The organism is Nonomuraea polychroma (assembly GCF_004011505.1).
GTDB lineage: Bacteria > Actinomycetota > Actinomycetes > Streptosporangiales > Streptosporangiaceae > Nonomuraea > Nonomuraea polychroma.
On record NZ_SAUN01000001.1, the window covers coordinates 5697311 to 5721768 of the forward strand.

Consider the following 24458-nt stretch of genomic DNA (forward strand, 5'->3'; position numbering starts at 1 on the left):
AGAGGGCATGCTAGGGCGGTTCACGGGGTTGTCCGGATTGATCCCCTACGCACCACGGCCACCGGGCAGCGTGCGCGATGCAGGAGGCCATGGCTGACCGAGCCGAGCACCAGCCCGGCGAACCCGCACAGTCCGCGTGTCCCCACCACCACCAGGTCAGCCGCCCGCGAGGCGCGGACCAGGGCTGGGACCGGGGGCCGCGGACGATCGTCCAGGGCGTACTCCAAGCGCGAGTGAGCGTGATCCCGCCGCCCACCACGCGCCGCACCCGCAGGGCTCAGTCCCTGGGGAAGGTGAGACGGATCAGGCTCCAGGACGCGGCCGGGAGCAGGGCCCGCAGCTCTCCCCCGTCGAGCCGTACGTTGGCGAGGGGCACGACGGCCGCATCCGTCGCATGCGGGTCGTCGCCGGCCGCCAGCAGGTGCGTCTCCGCCACGTGGAGGGGACCGATGGAGCGCAGGTCGGCGATCAGGTCGAGCTCCTCGTGGGCGCTCCTGTTGACCGCGATCACCGTCACGCCCTCCTCGTCGACGGTGGCGACGGCGGACAGCTGCGCCGCCTCGCCGTACCTGGACGTGTCCAGCAGGGGCGAGCGCGGCTCCACCCGCAGCACGGTGCCGCGCGCGTGGCGGGCGGTCAGCGCGAACGGGTGGAAGATCGTCTGCCGCCAGGCCGGACCTCCCGGTGAGGTGCGGATCGGCGCGATGATGTTGGCCAGCTGCGCCTGACAGGCCACGCTCACCCGGTCGGCGTGGCGCAGCAGCGTGATGAGGAAGTCACCGACCACGACGGCGTCGGCCGCGGTGAAGGTGTCCTCGATGAGCTCGGGCGACTCCTCGAAGTCGCCCTGCTCGCGGCCCTCGTAGCGGCTCTGGTTCCAGACGTTCCACTCGTCGAACGACAGCTTGATCGACTTGCTCCTGCGCAGCTTGGCCCGGACGTGGTCGGCGGTCGCGATCACCGACGAGATGAAACGGTCCATGTCGACCGCCGCCGCGAGAAAGCTGTCGAGGTCGCCGTTCTCCTCGTAGTAGGCGTGCAGCGAGAGGTAGTCGACCGCGTCGTAGGCGTGCTCCAGCACGGTCGCCTCCCACGCCCCGAACGTGGGCATGTGGCTGTTGGAACTGCCGCACAGCACCAGCTCGACCCCTGGATCCACCATGCGCATGGCCCTGGCGGTCTCGTTGGCCAGCCGGCCGTACTCGTCCGCGGTCTTGTGCCCGATCTGCCAGGGTCCGTCCATCTCGTTGCCCAGACACCAGAGCTTGATCCCGTACGGCTCCGCGACACCGTGCTTGACACGCAGGTCCGACCAGTGCGTGCCGGACGGATGGTTGGCGTACTCCAGCAGGTCGCAGGCCTCCTGAATGCCCCTGGTGCCGAGGTTGACGGCCATCATCGGCTCGACCCCGGCCGTCCTGGTCCAGGCCATGAACTCGTTGAGCCCGAAGCGGTTCGTCTCGATCTGCCGCCAGGCGAGGTCGAGCCGGGTGGGCCGGTCGGGGCCGACGCCGTCCTCCCAGCGGTAGCCGGAGACGAAGTTGCCGCCCGGATAGCGCACGACACTGACGCCCATTTCGCGGGTGAGCTCCAGGACGTCGGTGCGGAAGCCGTGCTCGTCGGCGCGCGGGTGTCCCGGCTCGAAGATCCCGGTGTAGACGCAGCGGCCCATGTGCTCCACGAATGAGCCGAACAGCCGCCGGCTCACGGGAGCGATCTCGAAGGCCGGATCAAGGGTCAGTCGTGCGTTCTTCACAGGGCGGCTCCTCACGCATGTGGGTTCCACCACTTCTACAACGTCGTATGCAACGTTGTAAATGCTCATTGTTCCATCGTTGGAAATCTGGCTGTAGAGTGCTTCGCGAGCTGGCAGGAGGGGGGATCATGCGGCCACGACTGAAGGACGTCGCCGAGCACGCCGGAGTGTCCGTCAAGACCGTCTCCAACGTCGTGAACGGCTACCCGCACGTCAGCCATGACACCCGCACCAAGGTCGAGGCGGCGATCGCCGAGCTGGCCTACCGGCCCAACCTGTCGGCCCGTAACCTGCGCCAGGGGCGATCGGGCGTGATCGCGCTGGCCGTGCCCGACCTGTCCATCCCTTACTTCGCGGAGCTCGCCACCCGGGTGATCGAGGCGGCCGACCGGCACGGGTGGACCGTGCTCATCGACCAGACCCAGGGCGAGCGGGCCAAGGAGCTGCTGGTGGTGTCGGGCATCAGGGCCCAGCTCATCGACGGCCTGCTGTTCAGCCCGCTCGCGCTCACCCGGGCCGATCTGTCGGCCAGGTCGGACCGGACGCCGATGGTCCTGCTCGGCGAGCGGGTCGGCCGCTCGCGGCTCGACCACATCGCGGTGGACAACATCGCGGCGGCGCGGCTGGCCACGACGCACCTGATCGAGCTCGGCCGCCGCCGCGTCGCGGCCATCGGGGCCCAGCGCTCGGCTTCGGCCATGACGTCCAAGCAGCGGTTGCGCGGGTTCCAGAGCGCGCTGGGCGACGCCTCGCTGACGGCGCACGCGGTGGCGTACGTGCGCGACTTCCACCGCTCGGACGGGGCGGCCGCGATGGCGCAGCTGCTCGACTCGGGCTCGCCGCCCGACGCGGTCTTCTGCTTCAACGACACGCTGGCGCTGGGCGCGCTGCGGACGCTGCTGTCCAGAGGGGTGCGGGTGCCCCAGGACGTGGCGCTGATCGGGTTCGACGACATCGAGGACGGGCGCTTCTCCACGCCCAGCCTGTCGACGATCGCGCCGGACAAGACCCACATCGCCGAGTCCGCCGTCGATCTCCTCGCCACCCGCCTGGCCGGCACCCCCGGGCCACCGCCCCAGGAGCTCTGCGCCCCCCACCGCCTCCTCGTCCGCGAGACCACGTCCCTCTAGCCGACCCGCCGGCGTCTCCGCGAGATGAGACGCCGGCACTCCCCCATTCGCGATGCGCTGTTCACGGCGTGTTAGAGGCGGGCTGACCCTGCTGTGCGCGCGAGCCGGAGGCGCCGACCGGCCGCCGGGCGCCGCTTGCCCCGCCGCTCGCTCGCCGGACCACGCGTGCCCGGCCAGCCGGGCCGAGGCGGCCAGGGCATCACCCTGCACACCGTGGACCCACCGGAGCCGGCCGGGCGGCGCCGGCCTTGAGATCTCCGGCCAGGGCGCGCACGCCTGCCCGGCAGGGTCGGCGGCGAAGCCGGCCGCCCAGCAGGCGAAGGGCCGAACGGACCGAGGCCGGGATGCCGCCGGGCGTGATTTACAACGCTGTAACGAACTCCGGCGGCGCTGTTTACAACGTTAGATACAACGATGTAGAACGAGGCATCACCATATGGGTCAGGAGTGTGATGCAGATGTCCCTGGACAACCTCACCCGGCGACGGGCGCTCGGCCTCGGCCTCGGAGCCCTTGTTCTCACCGGTTGCGGCGGGGGCGGCGGGCCGAGGCAGGCCCCTCAGCAGACGGCGACGACGGCGGCCCCCACCACGTACACGGGCCCGGCGGTCTCCCTCGCCTTCTGGAACGGCTTCACCGGCGGCGACGGCCCGTTCATGAAGCGGCTGATCGAGCAGTTCAACGCCGCCCACCCCGCCATCAAAGTGACCATGAACGTCTACCAGTGGGCGGACTACTACGCGAAGGTCCCCGCGGCGGTCGCCGCCGGCCAGGGCCCCGACCTCGGCATCATGCACGTGGACAGCGTCGCCACCAACGCCGCCCGCCAGGTGGTGCTGCCCCTCGACGACGTCGCCACGTCGCTCAACCTGACCGAGGCCGACTTCTCCCCGCCGGTCTGGCAGGCCGGCGTCTACAAGGGCGCCCGCTACTCCATCCCGCTCGACGTGCACCCGCTCGGCATGTTCTACAACAAGACCGTCCTGTCCAAAGCCGGGCTCGACCCGGACAACCCGCCCAAGAACGGCGAGGAGTACCTGGCCGCGCTGGAAGCGCTGAAGAAGGCGGGCATCCAGGGGCACTGGGCGACGCCGTTCCCGTTCACCGGCAACATGCAGTTCGGCAGCCTGCTCTACCAGCACGGCGGGCAGTTGTTCGCCGACGACGCCAGCGTCTCCCGCTTCGCCGAGGAGCCCGGCGTGCAGGCGCTGACCTGGCTGGTCGAGCTGGTCAACAAGGGCTACAGCCCCAAGAACGTGGGGCAGGACGCCGACCTCATCGCCCTCCAGAACGGCAAGGCCGCCTTCAACTGGAACGGCATCTGGTCCATCAACACGTTGCGCGCGGTCAAGGACCTGGAGTGGGGCGTGGCGCCGCTGCCCCAGATCGGCGCGAAGCCCGCCGCTTGGGCGGGCTCCCACCAGTTCGTGCTCTTCAAGCAGCGCAAACCCGACCAGAACAAGCTGACCGCGGCCAAGGTCTTCATCAACTGGATCAGCGGACACTCCATCGAATGGGCCAAGGCGGGGCAGGTGCCCGCGCGCAAGTCCATCCGCGACGGCGCCGAGTTCCAGGCGCTCAAGGAGCAGGCGGCCATCGGCTCCCAGATCGACAACCTGTACTTCCTGCCGTCCGTGCCCGGCATCGGCGACGCCTCCGCCGTCGTGGACCAGGCCATCAACGCGGCGATCCTGCTGAAGAAAAGCCCGAAGGACGCGCTCACCGAGGCGGCCGCCAAAGCGGACAAGATCCTCGAACAGAACCGGAAGAAGTACGGCGCCTGATGACCACGCTCACCGCGAAGGCCTCCACGGCCAGGGCGGCGACGCCGGTCGCCTGGTCGGGGCGGGCCACTCCATACCTGTTCCTGGCCCCGTACCTGGTGTTGTTCTGCGTGTTCGTGCTGGCGCCGGCGATCTACGGGGTGTGGGTGAGCCTGCACGACTGGGACTTCCTGCTCGAGGGCAGGCCGTTCGTGGGGCTGGACAACTACACCGCGCTCTTCGATCCGTCGTCGGCCGTCTACGCCGATTTCTGGATGTCGATGCGGGCCACCGGCTGGTTCACGCTACTCAGCGTGCCGTTCCTGGTCGTGCTGCCGCTCGGGATCGCGCTGCTGCTCAACCGGCCCTTCCGGGGCAGGACGTTCTTCCGCGGGCTGTTCTTCGCGCCGTACGTGCTGGGGGTCGCCGTCGTCTGCCTCATGTGGCGGCTGCTGCTCGATCCGAACCTCGGACTCGTCGACTGGCTGCTCGGCACCGACATCGCGTGGACGACGTCGTTGCCGTGGGGGTGGGTCGCGCTGGTCGGCGTCACCGTGTGGTGGACGCTGGGGTTCAACGGTGTGATCTATCTGGCGGGCATGCAGGACATTCCGCGTGAGCTGTACGACGCCGCCAAAGTGGACGGGGCCGGCCGGTGGGCCGAGTTCCGGCATGTGACGCTGCCCGGGCTGCGGCCGGTCATGTTGTTCGTGGTCACCACGACGGTTCTGGCCTCGGCGAACATGTTCGGCCAGTCGTACCTGCTCACCCAGGGCGCACCGGGCGGCGAGACCAGGACCGCGATCGTGTACATCCTCGACCAGGGCCTCGGCCAGTACAAAATGGGCAGCGCCTCGGCCATGAGCTACGTGCTCACGCTCGCCCTGATCGTCGTCAGTGTGATCAACTTCCGGCTGTTCAGGGGGCGGTCATGAGGCGGTACACCGTCCTGGTCGCGCTGGCCGTGGTGTTCGTGGCGCCGCTGCTGTGGGCGCTCGGCACCTCGCTGAAGAGCCAGACCGAGGCCACCCGCGTCCCGCCCACGGTCTGGCCGGCGGAGCCGACCGCCCGGGCCTACGGCACTCTCTTCGAGGGCACGACGCAGACGCCTGTGCTGCGGTGGTTCGCCAACAGCCTCATCGCCGCGACCGGCCAGATGCTGCTCGTGCTGGTCGTGTCGTCGCTGGCCGCGTACGCGCTGGCCCGGCTGGAGTTCCGGGGCAAGCGGGTGATGTTCGGCGTCATCGTGGGGACGTTGCTGGTGCCGGGGTTCGTCTTCCTCATTCCGGCGTTCCTCATCGTGGACGCGCTGGGGTGGCTCGACAGCCTGACCGCGTTGATCGTGCCGGGGGCGGCGGGGGCGTTCGGGGTGTTCTTCCTGCGGCAGTTCTTCCTGGGATTGCCCCGGGAGCTGGACGAGGCCGCGCTCATGGAAGGGGCCAACCACTGGCACATCTTCCTGCGGATCACGTTGCCGCTGTCGAAGCCGGCCCTGGCCACGCTCGCGGTGCTGAGCTTCCTGAGCAACTGGAACGACTTCATCTGGCCGATTTTCGTGATCTTCAGCCCGGACTACTTCACCTTGCCGCCCGGGCTGTCCATCCTGCAGGGCGCGTACACGATCGACTATCCGGTGATCATGGCGGGGGCCGTGCTGGCCAGCGTGCCGGTGCTGATCCTGTTCGCGCTGACGCAGCGCTACGTCATCGAAGGCATCTCCCGTAGTGGGCTGAAGGGCTGATACATGCGCATCGCAGCGGTTGCCTCGCTGGTCCTGTCCTTACTCTCCGGTCCCTCCTCCTCGTACGCCAACCCCGTGTCGGCCGACTTCGCCGACACCTTCGCCGATCCGGCGGTCATCCGAGGGCTCGACGGCTACTGGTACTCCTACGGAACCTCCGATCCGCTGCGGGAAGGGGAAGGCCGGCACCACCGGCTGCCCATCGCCCGCTCCAGCGACCTCGTGGAGTGGACGTACGTGGGGGACGCGTTCGGGGAGGACAACCTGCCGCCGTATGCCGCGCCCGGCAGCCTGCTGTGGGCGCCGGAGGTCCGGTATCTCGACGGGCGGTACGTCATGTACTTCACCGTCACCAACACGGCGAGCACCCCGCACCCGTGGGACTTCTCGATCGGGGTCGCCACGGCACCGTCGCCGACGGGGCCGTGGACGCATCAGGCCGCTCCCGTGGTGCCGCCGCGGCCGGCCGGGGACTCGTACTGGAACACGATCGACCCGGCGCAGTTCACGGATGCGGACGGGCGGAAGTACCTCTACTTCGGCGGATTTTTCGGGGGATTGTGGGTTACGGAGCTCACCCCCGACGGACTGCGGACCGTGGGACAGCCGACCCAGGTGGCCATCGACAACAAGTCCGAGGGCGCCTATGTCGTACGGCGTGACGGGTTCTACTACCTGCTGGCCTCGTCCGCCAACTGCTGCGCCGGGCCCACGACCGGATACTCGGTCCTGGCCGGGCGAGCGACCAGCCCGCGCGGGCCGTTCGTCGATCGCGAAGGGCAGCCGCTGCTCGCCTCCCGTGCCGGTGGCACCCCCGTCCTGGATCAGAACGGCAACCGCTGGATCGGAACCGGTCATCACTCGCAGCTGACGGACCTGTCCGGGCAGGACTGGATGCTGTACCACGCGATCGACCGGGCGGATCCGTTCCTGGACGAGCCCTACGGGATCAACGAGCGGCCCATGCTGCTGGACCGGCTGGACTGGATCGACGGCTGGCCGGTGGTGCGGGCCGGCGCCGGGCCATCCGAGCGGCCGGAGCAGGCGCCGGTCACGCGTGGGTCCGTGGACGAGCGTTTCACAGGTGATCTGTCGGGGTGGCGTGGCACGGACGGCTGGACCGTACAGGACGGATATGTCCGGCATGGCACCGGAAACGGCACGGCGGCGACGCTGATCTCCAGGCGTGGCATCGGCGGCGACCTTCGCGCCGAGACGGACCTCCGGCTGACCGGCCGGTCGGGAGGGCTGCGCATCGGCGGGGCGACCGTGCTGGTGTCCGGCAATGAGCTGGTCGTGACCGCAGGCGGGGCGCGTCGGACGGCCGCCCTTCCGGGTGGCGCGGCGACCTGGCGCAACCTGGCCGTCACGGTCAAGGGCCGGACGATCAGCGCTCAGGTCGGCTCGGCCGATCGGCTCGGCGACCCGCGCGCCACCGTACGCCTCGACTCCCCCGTCCCGTTGTCCGGCACGTTCGGGCTGGTCGCCGAGGGCCAGGCCGACTTCGACAACGTCAGCGTGGCGCGGCTGTCCACCCCGGTCACCCGCCCGGCGCCGGTCCCTCGCCCCGGCACGCTGCTCGACGCCGACGAGTTCGACGGCACGGGCCGCGGCTGGCAGTGGGTACGCGAGGACACCTCCGCCCGCGTCACCGGCGGCGTGCTCCGCTGGCCGGTCCAGGGAGCGGACCTGGTCGGCACGGCCAACGCCGCGAGCGTGCTGCTCCGCACCCCGCCCGAGGGCGACTACATCGTCGAGACCAAGGTGACCCTCGACCTGGGCGAGGACACGGTGCGCAACTACCAGCAGGCGGGCCTGGTCGCGTACGTCTCCGACGACGACTTCGCCCGCCTGTGCCAGGTGGCCATCTGGAACACCCGCCAGGTGGAGTACGGCAGGGAGCTCCCGTTCGCCGGACGCCTGTCGTACGGCGGCAACATCGCCGGCCCGCCCGCGAAGACCACATGGCTCAGGCTCGCCCACCGCGTCGACCCGGCCAACGGCGAACACGAGTTCCGCGCCGGCTCCAGCCGTGACGGCAAGACGTGGACGTGGGCCGGCGTGTGGACGTTCCCGAAGGACACGGCGCCGCGCATCGGCCTGGTCGCGCATGGAGGCGCACAGCCGGCCGTCGACGCCGAGTTCGACTACGTGCGCGTCTACCGGAGCAAGTGACCGTCCCGGAGCCCGTCACCCGGGCTCCGGGCCCGGTTCATCCCTCGGCGATACATGGGTGGCGGCGTCGGCCCGGCCCACCGCCGAGCGTGAGCCGGTGCGAGTCCACCCGCTGCGCCACACCCTCCACCTGGTGAGCGCGGGACTGCCTCCTGGCGCAAACCGGCCGGCACCGCCTCGGAGAGCGACAGCACGACGGATATGGAATGACAGAAATTGACATCTGTCATTCCATACCTGATACTCACACTATGCGAAGCTTGAACTCACTTCAGGTGTCCGACCTCGGCCTCGGCGCCATGGGCATGTCAGACCTGTACGGCCCAGCCGACGAGGCCGAGAGTCTCGCCACCATCCACGCCGCCCTCGACGCCGGCATCACGCTGATCGACACCGGCGACTTCTACGGCATGGGCCACAACGAGCTGCTGATCGCCAACGCGCTGCGCGAGCGGCCTCGCGAGGACTACCTCCTCAGCGTCAAGTTCGGCGCCATGCGCGACCCCGGCGGCGGCTGGGTCGGCTTCGACGCCCGGCCCGCCGCGGTGCGCAACTTCCTCGCCTACTCGCTGCGCCGCCTGGGCACCGACCACATCGACATCTACCGCCCCGCCAGGCTGGACCCGGCCGTGCCGATCGAGGAGACGGTCGGCGCGATGGCCGAGCTGGTCAAGGCCGGATACATCCGCCACATCGGCCTGTCGGAGGTCGGTGCCGAGACGCTGCGGCGCGCGCACGCGGTGCACCCGATCACCGATCTGCAGATCGAGTACTCCCTGCTCTCACGCGGCATCGAGGACGACATCCTGCCCACCGCGCGCGAGCTCGGCATCGGCATCACGGCGTACGGGGTGCTCTCGCGCGGCCTGCTCAGCGGCCACTGGTCGAAGGAGCGGACCCTCGGCGCGACCGACTTCCGCGCGCGCAGCCCCCGCTTCAACGCCGAGAACCTGGACCACAACCTCGCCCTCGTCGAGGCCCTGCGCGAGATCGGGCAGGCCAAGGGAGCGACGGTCGCGCAGGTCGCGATCGCCTGGGCGCTGTCGCGCGGCACCGACATCGTCCCGCTGATCGGCGCCCGCCGCCGCGACCGGCTGGCCGAGGCCGTGGGCGCGATCGACCTGCAGCTGAGCGCCGACGACCTGGCCGCGATCGAGCAGGTCGTGCCGCGCGGGGCCGCCGCCGGTGATCGGTACGACTCCCACCAGATGGCCATGCTGGACAGTGAGCGCTGATGGCCGACACAGCGCTCACCCCGGCTCGGATCCTCGAAGCGGCGGAAGAGGTCCTGCGCCGCTACGGACCGGGCAAGGCCACCGTGGTCGACGTGGCCCGCGCCCTCGGCGTGAGCCACGGCAGCGTCTACCGCCACTTCGCGAGCAAGGCGGCGCTGCGCGACGCGGTGACCGAGCGCTGGCTCAAAGGTGTCTCCGACCCGCTCGCGGAGATCGCCGCCGAGGACGGCCCCGCGGCCGAGCGCATGCACCGCTGGCTCACCACGCTCAGTACGGCAAAGCAGACCATGGCCCGCCAGGAGCCCGAGCTGTTCGCCACCTACGTGGCTTTGACCATGGAGGCACGCGAAGTGGTCGCCGCCCATGTCGACGCCCTCGCGGGGCAGCTGGCCCGGATCGTCGCCGACGGCGTGGCCCAGGGGACGTTCACGGCACCGGCCGGCCACGTCGCGATCGGCCGGGCCGTGCTGGATGCGACGTCCCGCTTCCACAATCCGGCCCATGCGGCCGAGTGGTCGGAGCCGGGGCTGGCGGAGAGCTTCGAGGCCGTCTGGGCGCTCATCCTGTCGGGCCTCGCCGTACGTCCATAGGAGAGACGGGCGCACCCGCTGCGCGAGATGCCCCGATCTCCGGCCGCATCGAAACCGGAGCCGCCCAGCACCGTTTCGGGTGTACCGGGCGGCCCCACTGCCGGTTCAGCCGTGGCGGCCGACCAGCAGGTCCACGAACAGCGGCAGGTGGTCCGAAGCATCGCTCTGGACGACGGCGGCCGACTCGACCCGGACGTCGGGCGAGGTGAACACGTAGTCGATGCGTGCGTTGGGGCCCGTCGCCGGGTACGTGTAGCCGTCGCCCCGGCCCGCCCGGGGCCAGGCGTCGGTCAGGGTTTCGGACAAGGCGCGGATCTCCGGCGCGTCGGGACGGGCATTGAGGTCCCCGGCCAGCACCACCGGCTCCTCGCGCGCGACGAGCGGTTGAATGGCGCGTACCTGCTCCAGACGCTCGTTGGCGTCGTTGTGCTGAAGGTGGGTGTTGAACACCTGCACGGGCACCCCGCGCACCTGAATCCGGGCCCGCAGCAAGCCGCGCTGCTCGTGGCCTTCGTAGCGCGGCAACAGGGTGTTGTCCCAGTCGAGGACGGGGTACCGGGACAGGATCGCGGTGCCGTACTGGCGGCGCGGGGCGCCGGGGGTCAGCGGGTCGAGGTCGAGGTTGGCGCCGTAGACCACGTGCATGCGCAGCCGCTCGGCCAGCCACGACGCCTGGTCGGCGAACTCGCTCCGCTCCGACCAGTGCCGGTCGACCTCCTGCAGGCCGACGATGTCGGCCTCGCCGGTGCGGATCACGTCGGCGACCCGCTCCAGGTTCAGTTTGTCGTCCACTCCCTGGGCGTGGTGGATGTTGAAGGTCGCGACCCTGATGCGGCGGTCGGGCACGTCGGAGGCGGCGTTCGCCGTGGTGGTGGCGCCCGTGATCACGAGTACGGCGACCGCGGCGACTCCGGCGGCACGACGGGCTAACTGTGCAAGGCGTGACACGATCATGCCGAGATCATGACGGCCTGCCGTGACCCCCGCATGGCGAATCGGTGACGGCGCGGCACCCGGTGCATGACCGACAACGCGACACTCAGTGTCGGAACAGCGAACCGACCCAGCTCCTGCTGCGGCCTGACACGAGGGCTTGACGGCCGCATTGTTCACGTTAACACTTGCTCACAGCTCCTCTTGACCGGGTTTTGGCGCCACAGTCATGGATCGGATGTTAGCGCTAACACAAGGAGGCACCCCCGTGAAGACACTCGCCCTCTATCCCTTAAAGACCGGCCGCCGCCACCGTTTCAGAGCTGCCGTCACGGCAATCGTCGTGGTACTGGTCGTGGTGTGCCATGCGCTCGTGGCCGCCGGCCCGGCAACCGGCGCCACCATCGACACCAACGCTTCCTACGTGCTGATCAACCGGCACAGCGGCAAGGCCATCGACGTCTACAACCGCGCCACCTCCGACGGCGCCCCCATCGTCCAGTGGACCCGCAACGACGGCGCCTGGCAGCAGTGGCAGTTCGTCGACTCCGGTGGCGGCTACTACCGCCTGCGCTCACGCCACAGCGGCAAGGTCCTCGACGTCTCCAACCGCTCCACCGCCGACGGTGCGGACATCGTCCAGTGGAGCGACCTCAACGGGACCAACCAGCAGTTCCGCGTGGTCGACACCGACAACGGCTTCGTCAAGCTGATCAACCGCAACAGCGGCAAGGCCCTGGAGGTGTGGGAGTGGTCCACCGCCGACGGCGGCCGCCTGTCCCAGTACACCGACCTCAACGGGGCCAACCAGCAGTGGCAGCTCCTCGAACTCGGCGACCCCACCACGCCGCCACCCGCGTACCCGAATCCTGGATACGTCACCGGCGACGTCAACGTCCACGACCCCGAGGTGACCAAGACTCCCAGCGGCGGCTACCTGCTGGCCTACACCGGTGACGGCATCTCGCTGAAGACCTCGGCCGACCGGACGGCCTGGCGCAACGCGGGATCGGCGTTCCCCGGAGGCGTCCCGTGGGCGCACCCGTACACCGCCGGCAGCAACACCCTGTGGGCACCGGACATCACCTACGTCAACGGCCGCTATTACATGTACTACTCGGCCTCCACCTTCGGCTCCAACCATTCGGCGATCTTCCTGGCCACCAGCACGACGGGGGCATCCGGGTCGTGGACCAACCAGGGCCTGGTCATCGAGTCGCGCAGCTCGGACAACTTCAACGCGATCGACCCCAACCTCGTCATCGACACACAGGGCCGCTGGTGGCTCGACTTCGGCTCGTTCTGGTCAGGCATCAAGATGGTCCAGCTCGACCCGTCCACCGGCAAGCGCGTGGACACCACCATCCGCAGCGTCGCCGGCCGCGGCGGCGGCGCGATCGAGGCCCCGTTCATCCACCGGCACGGCCAGTACTACTACATGCTGGTCTCCTTCGACCTGTGCTGCCGAGGGGCCGACAGCACCTACCGCATCATGGTCGGCCGCTCCACCTCGGTCACCGGCCCGTACGTGGACCGCAACGGAGTGGCGCTGACCGCCGGCGGCGGCACGCAACTGCTCGCCGGCCACGGCGCCATCCGCGGTCCCGGCCACCAGGCGGTCATCGCCGACACCGACGGCGACATCCTCTTCTACCACTGGTACGCGAGCGACGGCTCGTCCCGGCTCGGCATCAACAAGATCGGCTACGACGCGGCCGGCTGGCCCTTCGTCTACTGACCTGCCGCCCCGGCATGCCGGGAAACGTACCCAGGCTTCCCAGCATCGCTCTCGTCCCAAAAGCCACACGGAGATGGGCGACGGTGAAGCGGACCCTGGCAGCGATCGGCGGAGCGCTCGTGCCGTGCACGGGCTGCTCCGCCGCCCAGCCGCCTCCGGCCACCTTGGCCGCCACGCCGAGCCACTCCCCCACGCTCACCCGATCACCAACCCCCACTCCGACCCCCACCGCTACGGTGAAAGCAGCGGCGGTCTGCCGGGGGCAAGCAGACCACGCGGCAGGACGACTGCATGCTCAGCGCGCGGGACGCCCGGACCGGGCGGGTGCGCTGGACGTCCCCACCGAGCACGTGCTGGGCATACTGGCCGGGGACGGCACGACGCTGGTGATGAGCACCCTGCCGAAAGGGCAGCGCGGGAAGCACTGGTTGACGGCACTGACAAGCGGACCCCCTGCGCACCGGCAAGCCGATCGGGCAGGTGGAGGGCAAGCTGGCCACCGTGGGCGACGACTGGGTGGCGACCGTCGACTAGCGTCACCCTGCACCCCTTCCAGATCCGCACCTTCCGGATACAACCGGCGGCATGAGCCTGCCTGGCGGTGCGCTCTGCGTTAATATCGTCGCTCCTAACTCCGGTCCTTACGGAGGACGAGTCGTGAGCGTTGAGACCTTGCGGGCACAAGTGATGCGACTCCGGGAATTGGCAAGAGCGGACCCCGATACCTACGAACCAGAGCTCGCTCTCGCGCTGTACACCCTCTGCATGGAGCTGAAAGACATCGGTGGCCCGATCACCACCTCCTACCTCGAGCTGCTGGAGGAAGGCATCGCGCTGCACCGGCGGCTTCTCGGACGCAATCCGAGCTCCATTCCGCAACTGGGGCTGATGCTGTGCTGGCTCGGCTTCGCCCAATACAACCTCGGCTGGAACGCCAAGGCCCAGGACTTCTTGGAGGAGGGCCTGGGGCTGATCCGGTCGATGGCGCGTGCGGAGCCCGACGTGTACGAGAGCCAGCTCGCCCATGCCCTGGACCTCACCAGTTTTACGCTGTCGCGAGTCGGTGACCACAGCGCGGCGCTCAGCGCGGCCAGGGAATCCCTGGCGATATGGCGGCAGCTGGCCGAGGAGCAACCCGGAGAGCACGACTACTACCTCGCGGGTGCCTTGCACACGGTCTGCTTCGCCCTGCGGGACGCCGAGCGGCACGAGGAGATCCTGGCTCCCGCGGAGGAATCGGTGACGATCGCGCGACGGCTGCGTGCCCGTGGTTCCGAAGGGGCGCGGGCCCGCCTGCTGGCGAACTCCCTCGATCTCAAGGCGACGGCACTGGCGAACCTCGAGCGACCGGCGGACGCGCTTCCCGTGATGGAGGAGGCCGTGCTCAGCTACAAGGAGGCACACCGTTACGGCCACATGCCCGACAGTCTCAATTACGCGATTGCGCTGAACAACCTGAGCAAGCTCCACATGCTGCTGGGGCGCACGCCGGAAGCAAAGGACCACGCCGAGAGGGCCTTCGCCGAGTTCGTGACGCGCATCCGCCGCACCGACGCCCTTGCCGATCTGCCCGAGCTGGCCTCCGACATCGTCGAGCAACTGATGAGCCTCGGCATGACATGGAGGGCGAAAATGCTGGCCAGGCTCGTGAACCAAAGGCTGAACCCGCAGTCCAACGGACTGGGCAAGCTAATCGCGCGACTTCGCAGGAGATGAGGCGCGTCATGGCCCGCTGTGAACAAACGGCGCCCACAGCTCAGGATTGCCGGGAAATCGCGCACGCAGCCGCAGCGTCACGTCGTGCAGTGCCACCGCAGCGCCGTCCGCGGTCGGCGAGTCCCCGAGAAGCCGGTAGAAGCGACGCGCCGCCATGGCCGCGACCTGGTCGTTGACCGGCCACAGCGTGGCCACGACATGCCGGTATCCCGCGAGCTGGAACGCGGACGCCAGATGGACTGCCTCGTCGGCCTGGAACAGGCTTCCCTGCCCGGTGGAGCATGCCGACAGGTAGGCCAGCTCGCCGTGCTCCCGCCGGGCCCTGCTGATCTCAGGCACGCGGAGCGTGCGGTCGTGCAGGTGCAGCCCGCTCTTCGACGCGCGTTCAGGATGACTGATCGCGTGGCTGGCGAAGTGGACCCAGCCGGCGCGGGGAAGCGCATCCAGAACGGCCGCGGCGGTGGCGTCACCGTCCTCGAGCGAGACCGCGCCGGGGTGCCCGGCCAGCAGGTGCGCGGTCTCAGCCCGGCTCGCGGGCAGGTTCGGCAGCCCGTCCGTGCGCCGCATGGTGACGGTCAGCTGGGTGCGGACATCCGGGCTCCCGCGCCGCCTGGCGAGCGCCAGGGCGCGGATGGTGGGCGTGTACGAGCTGACGACGCGGTCGAGCGCCGAAGGCCCGTCAGGCAATCCCGCCGCGTGCAGCGGCAGCAGGCTCAGCTCGCCGGTCGCCACCCACCAGACACGCGGCATCGGCCGGCCGGTGCCGGGCGGTGATGCGTACCCGAGCTCGGTGAGCACCGGCTCGGTGACCGTCTCCCACAGCCACGCGAGCAGGTCGTGGGACGCTCCCTCGGTTCGGGCGATCCGAGCTGTGGTGACGGAGTCGTCCTGGAGGAACTCCACGCCAGCCAAGGCGTTCGCGTGGGCTTCCACATCCGTCTGGGTGAGGTTGGGAAGAGGCACCCGTACCACGGAGTCCGGCTGGAGCACCACCGCATCGCCGCCGAGGGTTCCGACGTTGACGAGCACCACGGCTCCGTCGGACGCCGCGTTCTGCAGTTCCGCCAGCCGCGGCGGAGCCAGGAAGTCCGAGAAGTCGGGAAGCTGCCGGATCCGGTGCAGCAACCGGTCCCAGCGATCGGCGATGTGTCGCGGCGGTCGCCGCAGGGGGGACGCGCCGGAAATATCGTACAGACGCTCGCCAATGCGCGATCGGGCCTCCATTTCGGCCACGAGCTGCTCGAACTCCTCGGCGAGGCCGGGAGCTGAGCGGGAGAGCGCGGCTATATCGGCACGGGCGTCCAGCTGGTTGGACAGCAGGATGCCGCGACCGAGCTCGGCGAGTTCGACGGCGCCTGCCACGTCACCGATGGCGAGATGGGTCGCCATGGCCTCACCGACCAGCCCTCTCTTGCCGCCGAGCTGGTGCTCCTGGTCTTCCCACGCCATGCCCTGCGGCGCGCACTGAGGCAGGAGCTCGATCGCCTTACGCCACATCGCCGCCGCCTCGCTGTGCAGCCCGGCCTGCAGGGCCAGGTGGCCGATGTTGGTCTGAGCACGCGCCAGCGCCGTCGGCGTCGTGTCCGTGGCGGTGCCGACGGCGTTGATGAGCCTGCGCACCACACTCGGCCGACGCTCCGGGTCAACGGCCTCGTCCTGGTACGCCACCGCGAGGTTGGCCAGCCGGCCCAGGAACGACGGGGAGTCCGGCCTGGCGGTGGACATCGCGCGCTCGATGAGGTCGATCGCCTTGTCCAGATTCGCGCGGCCGGGTTCCCGCAATGTGCGGGCGTCGAGCCTATGGCGATGCAGCAGGGCGCCGGCGAGGTTCTCGACGCACGAGGGCCATTGCGGATGGTTCTCGTCGATCTCGGAGAGCGCATGCTCGGCGCTGTCGACGCTGGCGTCCAGATCCGCGGGGCGGCCGCTCGCCTGGAACCTCGTCAGTAGGTGACCGCTAAGGGCGGACTGGAGGTGTCGCCGCTGCGTGGAGGTGATTCCCGGAAGGGCGAGGGCACGCTCGCACAGCTCGATGGCGGTGTCCAGATCGCCCTCCTCATGGAAGCGCCGGAAGCGTTCGACATAGGAGTCGGCGAGGCCGTCGAGTCGTGAGATGAGCTCGGGGTGGCCGTCAGGCGAGGCCCGGACGGCTCGGTGGCCGAGTTGGAGGGAGTAGTCCAGGTCGCTTTGCGCCCCCAAGCGCTGGAACCTCTTCCGGTACATCGTGGAAAGGTTGGCCAGGCAACCGCCGCGTTGTTCCCTGGTCAGTCCGGGATGCGCCAGGGCCTCCTCGCCGATCTCGATGCTGGTGTCCATATCGCGGTGGTCACCGGCATGTTCGTAGCGTTCTATGTAGGCCACTGCGAGATTGGCCAGGGCCGTGCCTTCATAGTCCGCGGGAGCGCGCTGCCGTGCCTTCTCCGCCAGTTCGACGTACGCGTGCAGATCGCCGATGTCCCCGGCGAGCTTGAATCGCACTTGGTATGTCATGCCCAGCTTGTAGAGCAGTTCGGCGTGGTCTGGGCTGTCCTGTCCGGCGAATTCCACTGCCTTCGCGGCACTCTCAACGGCGCGCCGCACATCCGCCGGGTCGTCGGTGGCGCGGAGCCACATCAGATAGTCGAAGCTGAGGTTGGACAGGTTCCGCGCCCGGTCGTCGGCGTCACGCCAGCCGTTCACCGCAGCCTCCTCGCGGCAGGCTATGGCCGCGTCGAGGTCACGGATGTCGCCGGCCTGGTCGTGGCGTCGCTCGTAACCTCCGGCAACCAGCCCATACAGGAGCGAGCGGCGCGAATCCGCGGCATCGGCCATCGCCAGACCATGCTCTGCGTGCCGGATCTGCGCGTCCACGTCGTCCGGCACCCCACTGAGGTCGGCCCGAAGCCGGTGCGCATAGGCGAGCGAGGCCAGCAGCGCCGGCGTCGCAGCCGTCTCGACCGTCGCCTGCGTGGAGCACCTGATGGCAGCGTCAAGGTCGGATGGCCGGTCACCTGTCGTCTCGAACCGCACGATGTAGTGCTCGGCCAGCTTGCCGAGTGCCAGGCCATGCTGCGGATCTTCAGCGGGCAGCACCGCGACGGCCTGCTCGCCGTACACGACCGCGGCTTCCGCGTCACCCGGGGTGCCCGTCAGGACGAACCGAAACCCGAACGCCTCACTGAGGGCGGCGAGCACGATCCCCCGGTGCGGGTGATCGGCCGCGATATGCCGCAAGCACCACGCGAGTTCGTCCATGGCCGCGCTCAGACCTGCCGTGTCTCCCGCGGCAGCGTAAACGCCGTCGACCGCCGCACTGAGCCGATCGTGGAGATCGGCGCCGCCGGACCCGCCGGCGACCTCCTGGCTTCGCGCGCTCTTCCGCCACCACCGCACGGAACAAGATTTACACTAGGGTTTGCGATATGAGCGACAGACAAGTGGAGTCCCACTTGCGTGCCGAGCTGATGTCCGCTCTCGATCAGCTTTCCTCTCTCCGAGACGAACTGCGCGGCAACTCGAACGGGTTCGAGCCCGAGTTGCTCGCGGAAGCCCATGAGCTGCTGTCCAAGGCGTGCCGAGCGGTCGACCAGCTCGCGCCGCTCTATCCGGCGCTGGACACCGAGGCGGTCAAGGAGTCGGGCACACGTGGGTTCGATCCGTTGACCATCATTTCGACGGTCGGCATCACCACTATCGTGCTTCCGTTCGTGCAGAGCCTCGTCGAAAGCGCCGGCAATGACGTTTACCGCACACTGGTCAATATCGTCCGCCGGCGCCGAGCAAGCAAGGAGTCCGAGGCCGGTTCGGCGAGCCGGCCGGATCCCCAGCACATCCTGCTGGGCGACCGGGCGACCAACGCACGCGTCATCATCGACGCGAGCGTCGACCGAGCCGCGCTCCTCGCCCTGCTGGAAGTCGACCTCTCTGCCGATTGGCTGCGGGAGGCCACGCTCCGCTGGAATCCGGAGAAGAAGGCGTGGGAGCCCGAGCCGGGACGCGGACCGGTCAAACTGTGGTTGCCTGGCGATCCCCTTGATGAGGACTGGCGCAAAGCGCCGTAGACGCATGGCCGATTTCCGGACCGAACCGTTCTGTCCAGCCGTCTGACGGTTGACACCGCGAACCCTCGACGCCGGGATCACGCTGATCGGCACCGGCGACTTCTACGGCATGCGTCGCAATGAGCTGCCTGGCCACCGACCACATCGATCTCTACCGCCCCGCCAGGCTGGACCCGGCCGTGCCGATCGAGGAGACGGTCGGCGCGACTGGCACGACCTCTAACCGCGGAGGATCGCCGCTACCCGCGACCGCATCCGCCAGGTGGCCGCCGGCCCTCGACCGTATGGATCGCGCCTTCCCGGATGAAGCTCACGGTGCGCCATCGGCCGCCCGGCCTCAGCCCTCCGCCCGGCTCGAACCTCGCCGAGACGCCGGGGTGGCCGCGGTGCGCAGAGCCGTCGCTGATTGACCTGGTCGGCGATGCGTATGGCCTCGTTGACGGGGATGGCGAGGCCGCTGCAGCCGGTGCCGGCGACGGCGGTGTTGATGCCGATCACCTTCCCCGCCGTGTCCACCAGGGCGCCGCCGGAGCTGCCCGGGTTGATGGCGGCGTCGATCTGTATCGCGACGGCCGGCTGGGCGCTCTCGTCCCGGCCTTCGGTGAAGAGTTGCGGTGCAGGGCGCTGACGAGGCCTGCGGTGACCGAGCCGCCGAGGCTCGACGGGCTGCCGATGGCCAGCACTCGCGTGCCTACCCCGACCTTGTCGCTGTCCCCGAACTGGGCCGGCCGCAGCCCCGTGGCGCGGTCCGCCTTGAGCACGACGATGCCGGAGGCGGCGTCGGCGCCCACCACGATGACGACGTCGGCCTCGCCCTCCTGGATCAGGGTGTGCGCGTGGCCGATGGCGTCGATGCCCGAGGTGCAGCCGGTGGAGACGACCGCGGCGGGGCCCTGCGCGTGGAAGCGCACGGCCGGTTCGGTGGCCGCGCTCGACGGCACCAGCGCCTGGTAGAGGAAGGGTCTGACGTGAGTCGGGTCGGTGACCCAGTGGCGGCCGCCGTCGCTGGCGACCACGTATTCCTCCTCCAGGCGGATGGTCGAGCCGACCGCCGAGCCGAGTGAGACACCCATGCGCTCGGGGTTCACCCCGTCCAGGCCGCTGTCGGCGTACGCCTCGTCGGCGCAGGCCATGGCCATCAGCACAAACCTGTCCAGCCGCCTGATCTCCTGCGGTGTCAGCCGGTAGGCGGACGGCTCGAAGTCGCATTCGGCCGCGATCTGCGAACGGAACGGCTCCGGGTCGAAGGTGCTGATCCGCCGGATCGCGGGCTTGCCACTGGTGATGCGCTGCCAGAATTCCTCGCGGTTGCCGCCGCCCGGCGCGACCACGCCGATGCCGGTGACCACGCTGCGCCGCGCGCTCACGGGCCCTCCTCGGTGTCCTCGTGGCCGAGCTCTGGGCGGGGCGCGAGCGGGCTGAGCTGGAAGACCGCCAGCGCCTCCGTCTCGCCCACGTTGGTCAGCCGGTGCCGTACGTTCCTGGGGACCAGCAGCGACTGCTCGGCCGAGAGCGAGACGGGCTCGCCATCGAGGTCCACGCGGAGCTCACCGGAGGCCAGGAAGATGAACTCCTCCGAGTAAGGGTGGTCATGCTCGGCGACCTTCTCCCCGGGGGCTATCCGCACCGCCCTGCTCGTCGGGGTGCATGGTGAGCCGGAAGACCACGCGGTCGTCGGCCTCCTCCAGCACCTCCACCTTGGCGTACTCGGTGAACAGGCCGGGCCAGGTGCGTACGTCGTTGGTCTGGGCCCAGACGAAGCCGATGGGCGCGTCGATCTCGACGGCGTTGTCGGTGTGCCCGATCATGACGTGGCTCCGGACAGGTGGGCGTTGACGAGTGCGGCCACCTGGGCGGGGCTGTGCTCGGCGTCGATCTCCAGCTGGAGGCCGGTGCGGTCCTCGATTCTGGTGGAGATCTCGGTTCTGGCGAGCGATTCGAGGCCGAGCTGATCGAAGGTCTGCGAGTAGTCGTCCTGCGCGGGCGCCAGGCCCACGGCAAGGAGCAAGGCCTTCAGGTCTGCGTCAGTGAACGTGTTGGCTGGCATGCCGCTCACAGTAGGTTCCGGCGCTCGGGCCGGTCTTCCGCCACCGTGATGAGAAGTCGGCCGCGCCTCCGGGGGGAGGAGAACCCCCTCCCGGAGGAGGGGGTTCAGGCGGTGAGCGCGACCGTCGGGGAGAGCCTGGCCGCCCGTACGGCGGGATAGAGGCCGGCGGCCGAACCGATGACGACGACCGCGCCCAGGCCGCCGCCGATCGCCCAGAGCGGCACCAGGGTGGGGAAGCCGTTCGACAGCGCGTACCCGACCGTCACCAGCACGCCGAGCGCCAGCCCGACGACACCGCCGAGTCCCGACAGCAGCAGCGACTCGGTGAGGAACTGGATCCGGATGTGCCCTCTGGTCGCGCCGAGCGCGCGCCGCAGTCCGATCTCCTTGCGCCGCTCGAGGACGGACACGACCATGGTGTTGGCCACGCCCACCCCTCCGACGAGGAGGGCGACGGCGCCCAGGCCGAGCAGCAGGTTGGTGAAGGCGCCCGCGGTCGCCGCGCGGGCGGCCAGCGCGTCGGAGGGGCGGCTGACCGTCACCTCCTCCGGGTACTCCGGGTTCACGGCGCGCGGCAGCACGGCCCTGACCGCCTCCACCTCCTCGGGCGTGGAGCGTTCGTAGAGCGTGGTGGGATGGCCGTCGAAGCCGAGCAGCTGCCGCGCCGCCGGCCAGCCGACCAGCGCGGCCCTGTCGATGCCCGGTGCCAGCGGCACCGGGTCCAGGACGCCGAGCACGGTGAACCAGCGCCCGCCCAGCCACACCTGCGCGCCGGGCGAGGTCACGCCCAGTCTGCGGGCGGCGATGCTGCCGAGCACGACCGTGGGGTAGCGTTCGGTCGCCGCGGTGAACCAGCCGCCGCTGCGCACCTTGCCCTGCACGGTCTGCAGCAGGCCGAGCGTGGCGGCCCTGACGGAGATGCCCCCGGTCTGGTCGGCGGGCATCCGGTCGGTGCGGTAGACGCTGGTCTCTACGTCGCCGGTGGCGGCCACGGCGAAGACGGCGGGAATCCTGCTCACCATGACCACCGACTTCTCCGGCAGCTTGGCGTCCTCCCCCTGCAGGGTCTGGCCTGCCTTGACGGTCAGCATGTTGGTGCCGAGCTCGTCGAGCTGTCTGAGCAGGTCCGCCTGGCTGGAGGTGGAGATTCCGACGACCGCGACCATCGTGGCGATGCCGATGGCGATGCCCAGCGAGGCCAACACCACCCGGGCCCGGCGGACGCGCAGGCCCGCCAGCCCGACCCTGAGCAGGTCGCGGGCGCTCAGCCGGGAGGTCACGTCCCCCTCCTGACGTCCGTGACCACACGGCCGTCACGGATCCCGACCTGACGCTCAGCGGCGTCGGCCACCTCGTGCTCGTGCGTGATGATCGCGACGGTGGTGCCGTCTCTGTGGAGGGTTCTCAGCACGTCCAGCACCTCCGAGCCCGAGGCGCTGTCGAGGTTGCCGGTGGGCTCGTCGGCGTACAGGACCGCGGGCTCCTTGACGACCGCCCTGGCCACGGCGACGCGCTGCTGCTCGCCGCCCGACAGCTCGTGCGGCCGGTGGGACAGCCGGTCACCCAGCCCCACCCGCTCCAGTGCCCACGCCGCCCGACGACGCCGCTCGGACAGCGGCACCCCGGAATAGAGCATCCCGTCGGCCACATTGTCCAGCGCGGACACGCCGACGGCCAGATGGAACTGCTGGAACACGAAGCCGATCAACGAGGCCCGGAGCCGGGACAGCTCGCGGTCGGGGAGCTGGGCGACGTCCTGCCCGGCGAGGGAAACCCGCCCGGAGGTGGGCCGGTCGAGCAGGCCCATGATGTGCAGGAGCGTCGACTTGCCGGACCCGGAGGGGCCGACGATGGCGAGCAACTCCCCGGTGAAGATCTTGAGGTCCACGCCGCGTAGCGCGGTCGTGCCGTTGCCGTAGGTCTTCACGACGTTCTCCAGGTGGACGATGGGGCTCACGTGGCCGGCACCCCCACCCGCATGCCCTCGGTCAACCCGCCGCCGGACACCTCGACCCGCCCATTGGCGAAGATCCCGGCGGTCACGGGCACGACGCGGACGTTCGATCCCTCCACGACCTCGACGCCATAGCCGCTCTGCCGCAGCGCCAGCAGCGCCTCGACGGGCACGGACAGGACGTCGCGGCGGATCTCGCTCTGCAGTTCCACGCTGACCGGAACCTGATCCAGCTTGCCCGCCTTGCCGGGGTCGTCCAGCCGGATCCGCACGTCCACGGTCGTGTCGCCGTCCGCCTGCTTCGCCACGGTGCCGACCTCGCTGATCTTCCCCTTCAGCTCTAGCTCGCCGGGGAGCTCCACCTGCACCGGGGCGCCCTTGCGGGCCAGGGACTGGCGGCCCGCGTCGAGCTGCACGGTCACCAGGCGCTCCACTCCCGTGACGGTGAGCAGGGTCTGGCCTGCGTGGACCGAGGTGCCCACCGGGGCGCGCAGCGCCTGGACGCGTACCTCACCGGGCAGGACCACCACCTCGGCCTTGCTCACCGAGCCGGTCACCGGCAGCCCTGCCTTGTCCTGCCACTTCCTGACGGCCGCCAGGGTGCTCAGGCCGAAGTGGTCGTCGACCTCGACCTTGTAGCCGAGCTCGCTGAGGTTCTTCTCCAGATGCCGCACGTCGGCGCCGTCGGGCACGCCGAGTTCGAGCGTGCGGTGCATGGGCTTGGGCCCGTACATGAGGAGCACCGGGTCGCGGTTCACCTCGTACAGCTCCTCGCCGCGGCTGATCACCTCGCCCTCCTCCGGCAGCTCGGTGAGCGTGCCGCCGGCGGCGTTGACCACCGGCTGCTCGGGGCCGTGGCCGAGTGTGCCGCTGACGGTCAGCGTGTCGATCAGGTCGCCCCGCTCCACGGCGGCGGTGGCCGGAGGCAGCGTGGCCGTCTGCTCTCCCGCTGCGGCACCGCCGGACCGCGTGATCAGCGCCGCGGCCGCCGCACCGGCCGCGAGCAGCAGCACCAGCGCGGCGGCCCCGACGATGCCTCGCCTGCTCACCGTGCCCCGCCGGGGCCGCCGCCGGGGAGCTTGCTCTGGCAGGCCTTCTGCGCCTTCACGTACTGAGGCGAGTCGGTGGCGGTCTTGGACTCCATCACGATCTCGCCGTTGGCGTCGGCCTTCGGATCAGGCATGTCGACACCGTTCTCACGCATGCAGGCGGCGTAGGCCAGGTATTTGTCCATCACGCTCGGGTCGTTGGCGTTGGGGCGGTCGCCCGCGGCGGACTGGACGTACTGGCGGCAGGCCTCCTGGGCTTTCTCCAGCACCTCCTGGCTGACTCCGGTGTCGGCGGCGCTGAGCCGCCCGCTCTCTCTCGGGTCCTCCACCGGCACGCCGTTCTGCCGCATGCAGGTCATCCAGCGAGCGAGGCTGTCCTCGGTGCCGCTGGACGCGGACGCCGTGGCCTGGCCCGCCTGGCTGGACTGACCTGCGGGCGGCGCCGCCGTCTGCTCGCCGCCCGCGCACGACGCGAGCGAGAGGGCGGCGGCGCACATAAGGATCAGGGACCATCGTGGTCTCATCGTCGATCACCTCCAGCGCTCACCCTCGCGTCCGAAGCTGACCGAGCCCTGCCCGTCCGGCCGAAAA

Annotated in this window: 23 protein-coding genes; 10 read left to right on the forward strand and 13 right to left on the reverse strand. The window is 69.9% G+C overall.

Features of this window, described 5'->3' with window-relative positions:
- Positions 1-20 precede the first annotated feature (20 nt).
- On the reverse strand, positions 21-227 hold the full coding sequence (locus EDD27_RS56905) for a universal stress protein (RefSeq protein WP_421915820.1): 207 nt from the start codon (positions 225-227) through the stop codon (positions 21-23).
- Positions 228-277: 50 nt separating this feature from the next.
- The gene (gene arfA, locus EDD27_RS25985; protein WP_127934706.1) at positions 278-1756 is read right to left on the reverse strand and encodes an arabinosylfuranosidase ArfA; all 1479 of its coding nucleotides are present in this window, start codon (positions 1754-1756) and stop codon (positions 278-280) included.
- A 128-nt stretch (positions 1757-1884) separates the two neighbouring features.
- On the opposite strand from arfA, the gene EDD27_RS25990 reads away from it, so the two are divergent.
- From EDD27_RS25990 to EDD27_RS26020, 7 genes are all read left to right on the forward strand, one after another.
- Positions 1885-2886: a LacI family DNA-binding transcriptional regulator gene (locus EDD27_RS25990; protein WP_127934707.1), complete on the forward strand. Its 1002-nt coding sequence runs from the start codon at positions 1885-1887 to the stop codon at positions 2884-2886.
- A 452-nt stretch (positions 2887-3338) separates the two neighbouring features.
- On the forward strand, positions 3339-4670 hold the full coding sequence (locus tag EDD27_RS25995) for an ABC transporter substrate-binding protein (RefSeq protein ID WP_206641653.1): 1332 nt from the start codon (positions 3339-3341) through the stop codon (positions 4668-4670).
- Positions 4670-5584 carry a carbohydrate ABC transporter permease gene (locus tag EDD27_RS26000; RefSeq protein WP_127934708.1) on the forward strand — a complete coding sequence of 305 codons (915 nt, stop codon included), beginning with the start codon at positions 4670-4672 and terminating at the stop codon, positions 5582-5584. Before EDD27_RS25995 ends, EDD27_RS26000 begins: the two co-directional genes overlap by 1 nt.
- The gene (locus EDD27_RS26005) at positions 5581-6390 is read left to right on the forward strand and encodes a carbohydrate ABC transporter permease (RefSeq protein WP_127934709.1); all 810 of its coding nucleotides are present in this window, start codon (positions 5581-5583) and stop codon (positions 6388-6390) included. Before EDD27_RS26000 ends, EDD27_RS26005 begins: the two co-directional genes overlap by 4 nt.
- Positions 6391-6393: 3 nt before the next feature.
- Positions 6394-8565 (forward strand): glycoside hydrolase family 43 protein, encoded by a 2172-nt coding sequence (locus EDD27_RS26010; RefSeq protein ID WP_127934710.1) that lies wholly within the window; start codon positions 6394-6396, stop codon positions 8563-8565.
- A 251-nt stretch (positions 8566-8816) separates the two neighbouring features.
- Positions 8817-9800 carry an aldo/keto reductase gene (locus EDD27_RS26015; protein ID WP_206641654.1) on the forward strand — a complete coding sequence of 328 codons (984 nt, stop codon included), beginning with the start codon at positions 8817-8819 and terminating at the stop codon, positions 9798-9800.
- On the forward strand, positions 9800-10390 hold the full coding sequence (locus EDD27_RS26020; protein ID WP_127934712.1) for a TetR/AcrR family transcriptional regulator: 591 nt from the start codon (positions 9800-9802) through the stop codon (positions 10388-10390). The genes EDD27_RS26015 and EDD27_RS26020 overlap by 1 nt, the downstream gene beginning before the upstream one ends.
- A gap of 105 nt (positions 10391-10495) precedes the next feature.
- Here the strand turns inward: EDD27_RS26020 and EDD27_RS26025 are convergent, their stop codons facing one another.
- Entirely contained in the window at positions 10496-11344 is an 849-nt protein-coding gene (locus EDD27_RS26025; protein WP_127934713.1) for an endonuclease/exonuclease/phosphatase family protein, read from the reverse strand.
- Positions 11345-11591: 247 nt separating this feature from the next.
- On the opposite strand from EDD27_RS26025, the gene EDD27_RS26030 reads away from it, so the two are divergent.
- On the forward strand, positions 11592-13061 hold the full coding sequence (locus EDD27_RS26030; RefSeq protein ID WP_338324665.1) for a family 43 glycosylhydrolase: 1470 nt from the start codon (positions 11592-11594) through the stop codon (positions 13059-13061).
- Between the two features lie 657 nt (positions 13062-13718).
- Positions 13719-14777 (forward strand): tetratricopeptide repeat protein, encoded by a 1059-nt coding sequence (locus EDD27_RS26035; RefSeq protein WP_127934715.1) that lies wholly within the window; start codon positions 13719-13721, stop codon positions 14775-14777.
- A 6-nt stretch (positions 14778-14783) separates the two neighbouring features.
- On the opposite strand, the gene EDD27_RS26040 is transcribed toward EDD27_RS26035, so the two are convergent.
- Positions 14784-18011: a CHAT domain-containing protein gene (locus EDD27_RS26040; RefSeq protein WP_127934716.1), complete on the reverse strand. Its 3228-nt coding sequence runs from the start codon at positions 18009-18011 to the stop codon at positions 14784-14786.
- A 194-nt stretch (positions 18012-18205) separates the two neighbouring features.
- Between EDD27_RS26040 and EDD27_RS26045 the strand changes: the two genes are divergently transcribed.
- Positions 18206-18817, forward strand: coding sequence for a hypothetical protein (locus tag EDD27_RS26045; protein ID WP_127934717.1), 612 nt, complete (start codon positions 18206-18208; stop codon positions 18815-18817).
- A gap of 219 nt (positions 18818-19036) precedes the next feature.
- Here EDD27_RS26045 and EDD27_RS58880 read toward each other — a convergent pair whose 3' ends face one another.
- The 9 genes from EDD27_RS58880 to EDD27_RS26090 all read right to left on the reverse strand — a co-directional run bounded on the left by EDD27_RS58880 (position 19037) and on the right by EDD27_RS26090 (position 24391).
- Positions 19037-19381, reverse strand: coding sequence for a trypsin-like serine protease (locus EDD27_RS58880; protein ID WP_421917322.1), 345 nt, complete (start codon positions 19379-19381; stop codon positions 19037-19039).
- Positions 19312-20184, reverse strand: coding sequence for a beta-ketoacyl synthase N-terminal-like domain-containing protein (locus EDD27_RS26055; RefSeq protein ID WP_127934718.1), 873 nt, complete (start codon positions 20182-20184; stop codon positions 19312-19314). Before EDD27_RS26055 ends, EDD27_RS58880 begins: the two co-directional genes overlap by 70 nt.
- Positions 20181-20444 (reverse strand): cupin domain-containing protein, encoded by a 264-nt coding sequence (locus EDD27_RS55780; RefSeq protein WP_127934719.1) that lies wholly within the window; start codon positions 20442-20444, stop codon positions 20181-20183. The genes EDD27_RS26055 and EDD27_RS55780 overlap by 4 nt, the downstream gene beginning before the upstream one ends.
- Positions 20407-20625: an SRPBCC family protein gene (locus EDD27_RS55785; RefSeq protein ID WP_127934720.1), complete on the reverse strand. Its 219-nt coding sequence runs from the start codon at positions 20623-20625 to the stop codon at positions 20407-20409. Before EDD27_RS55785 ends, EDD27_RS55780 begins: the two co-directional genes overlap by 38 nt.
- Positions 20622-20864, reverse strand: a complete 243-nt coding sequence (locus EDD27_RS26070) for an acyl carrier protein (RefSeq protein WP_127934721.1) — start codon at positions 20862-20864, stop codon at positions 20622-20624. Before EDD27_RS26070 ends, EDD27_RS55785 begins: the two co-directional genes overlap by 4 nt.
- A 104-nt stretch (positions 20865-20968) precedes the next feature.
- Positions 20969-22144 (reverse strand): ABC transporter permease, encoded by a 1176-nt coding sequence (locus tag EDD27_RS26075; protein ID WP_127934722.1) that lies wholly within the window; start codon positions 22142-22144, stop codon positions 20969-20971.
- Positions 22141-22821, reverse strand: coding sequence for an ABC transporter ATP-binding protein (locus tag EDD27_RS26080; RefSeq protein WP_206641655.1), 681 nt, complete (start codon positions 22819-22821; stop codon positions 22141-22143). Before EDD27_RS26080 ends, EDD27_RS26075 begins: the two co-directional genes overlap by 4 nt.
- Positions 22818-23867 carry a peptidoglycan-binding protein gene (locus EDD27_RS26085; RefSeq protein WP_241564253.1) on the reverse strand — a complete coding sequence of 350 codons (1050 nt, stop codon included), beginning with the start codon at positions 23865-23867 and terminating at the stop codon, positions 22818-22820. The genes EDD27_RS26080 and EDD27_RS26085 overlap by 4 nt, the downstream gene beginning before the upstream one ends.
- A complete protein-coding gene (locus EDD27_RS26090) occupies positions 23864-24391 on the reverse strand; it encodes a hypothetical protein (protein ID WP_127934724.1) in 528 nt (175 codons plus the stop codon). Before EDD27_RS26090 ends, EDD27_RS26085 begins: the two co-directional genes overlap by 4 nt.
- Between the last annotated feature and the right edge of the window lie 67 nt (positions 24392-24458).